This window comes from Methyloterricola oryzae, assembly GCF_000934725.1.
GTDB classification, from domain to species: domain Bacteria; phylum Pseudomonadota; class Gammaproteobacteria; order Methylococcales; family Methylococcaceae; genus Methyloterricola; species Methyloterricola oryzae.
Window position 1 is genome coordinate 1 of the sequence record NZ_JYNS01000065.1, and the last position, 1,716, is coordinate 1,716.

Consider the following 1,716-nt stretch of genomic DNA (forward strand, 5'->3'; position numbering starts at 1 on the left):
ACCGGCGATGGCTCACAGCCCGCCCAGTACCGCATCGACGTCTATACCCCCAGCGGCACCCTGCTCAACAGCAACAGCCCCGGCACCAACGTGCCACACCTCGCCGTCGACTACTGGCGCAGCATCTATGCCGCCAACTACACCCCCCTGCTCGATACCGCCACCGGCCAGCCCCGCATCGACCCCGCACTCGGTGTCGCAGAACCCTCGCTCAGCCGCTTCGATCCGCTATGAAATCGCTAACCCACTCCCTCGCTTTCATCATGGCGGCAACGATCGTTGCCGCCCATTTGCCACCCTCCGCCTATGCCGCGGGGACCGAGTGCATTCAATCGGCTACCCCGCCGCCGCCGCCCGATCGCGGCGCGGTGTTGTGGTCTCCTCCGGACGGCAGCACCGGCCCAAACACCGTGATCATTGTCGAGGGCCAGCCTGTAACCGATACCAACTGCGCCTTCACCACGATCAATACGCCGCACGTCATTACGGTTGCCCCGGGCGTGGCGCTGCAGCTGACAGGCGCCGACGGCAAGATAAACCCTTGGGGCGCCGTCAACGTTACCCAAAATGACCCCATACCCGACTTTACCGTCAATGACCCGAACGGCTTTTTTACAGTCACGAAAGTGGAGGTCATCGATGCCGCCACCTTGCTCGGTAACTCATCCACCTGCCGCCATTGCGACCTGTCCAACGCATCGGTGGTGCTTCCCTTATTATTTAACCCATCCAGCCCCTATACCAGCTACGCTGGCGATGTGACCAATGCCAAACTCAACGGGGCGACCTTATCCGGCCAAGGTGGTTCGTACCATTTCGACGGCTCCGATCTCAGCGGCGCCTCTTTGCGCGGTGCGAACCTAAGGGGCGCCAGCTTTCAGCAGGCCACAGTCAGCGGAACGCACTTCGATGGTGCGCAAATGCAGGAGGCCACATTCACAGCACTGAAATTCGATAATCCTCCCACATTTGACGGAGCGGCCTTTGGCGGATTCAGCTGCACAACTTTTGTCAACACCGACCTCCGGCGATCCTCCTTTACGGGCGTTACGTGGTCGGACACTTTCCAATGCTCACGCCCGTCATTTCCTGGCAGTCAGATCCCACTCCAATTGCTTGTCCAACTCATTGTTACCTCAAACGTCAGGGTGATTGACTGGACAGGGGCTGCTGTAGTCGCAACACATGCCGACCGCCACCTGTTGGCGGGTGCCGCCTTGAGTGGCATCAACCTGAGCGGGATTGCTTTCCTGGGCGAGGCACTTGACTTGACAGGGACAAAGCTCGACGGCGCCAATTTAGGAAAAACCAACCTTTCCCTGGCGCGCCTGGCTGGCGCCCTGCTAACCAACATAACGGCACCCGGCGCATCTTTCACCGGAGCCGACCTCTCGGGCACCAGCACACTATCCGCTGCAAACTTCTCCGGACAGCAGACCAATCTCCAGGGCGCCGATTTCGTGAACGCCACCCTCAGCGGCGCCAAGTTCGTCGGCGCTGACCTCTCCGGGGCGGCTTTCAATGGCGCTATGGGTCCCAACAGCGATTTCAGCGGCGCCACCGCCACCAACGCGGTCTTCCGCGGCGCCCACCTCTATGGCAACGGGCAGGCCTTCAACAGCGCCACCGACCTCTCCAACATCGACTTTACCAACGCCGTCCTCGCCAGCGACCCCACCCAGAGCGGCGGCTTCGATTTCACCGGCGCCACCTTGA

Annotated in this window: 2 protein-coding genes; both read left to right on the plus strand. The window is 61.2% G+C overall.

The features are described from left to right. On the plus strand, window positions 1–234 hold a 234-nt coding region (locus tag EK23_RS23830; RefSeq protein WP_158002578.1), incomplete at its 5' end, for a hypothetical protein. After that, the coding region (locus tag EK23_RS21265; RefSeq protein WP_200892214.1) for a pentapeptide repeat-containing protein at window positions 231–1,716 on the plus strand (1,486 nt) is incomplete at its 3' end. The genes EK23_RS23830 and EK23_RS21265, both read left to right, overlap by 4 nt.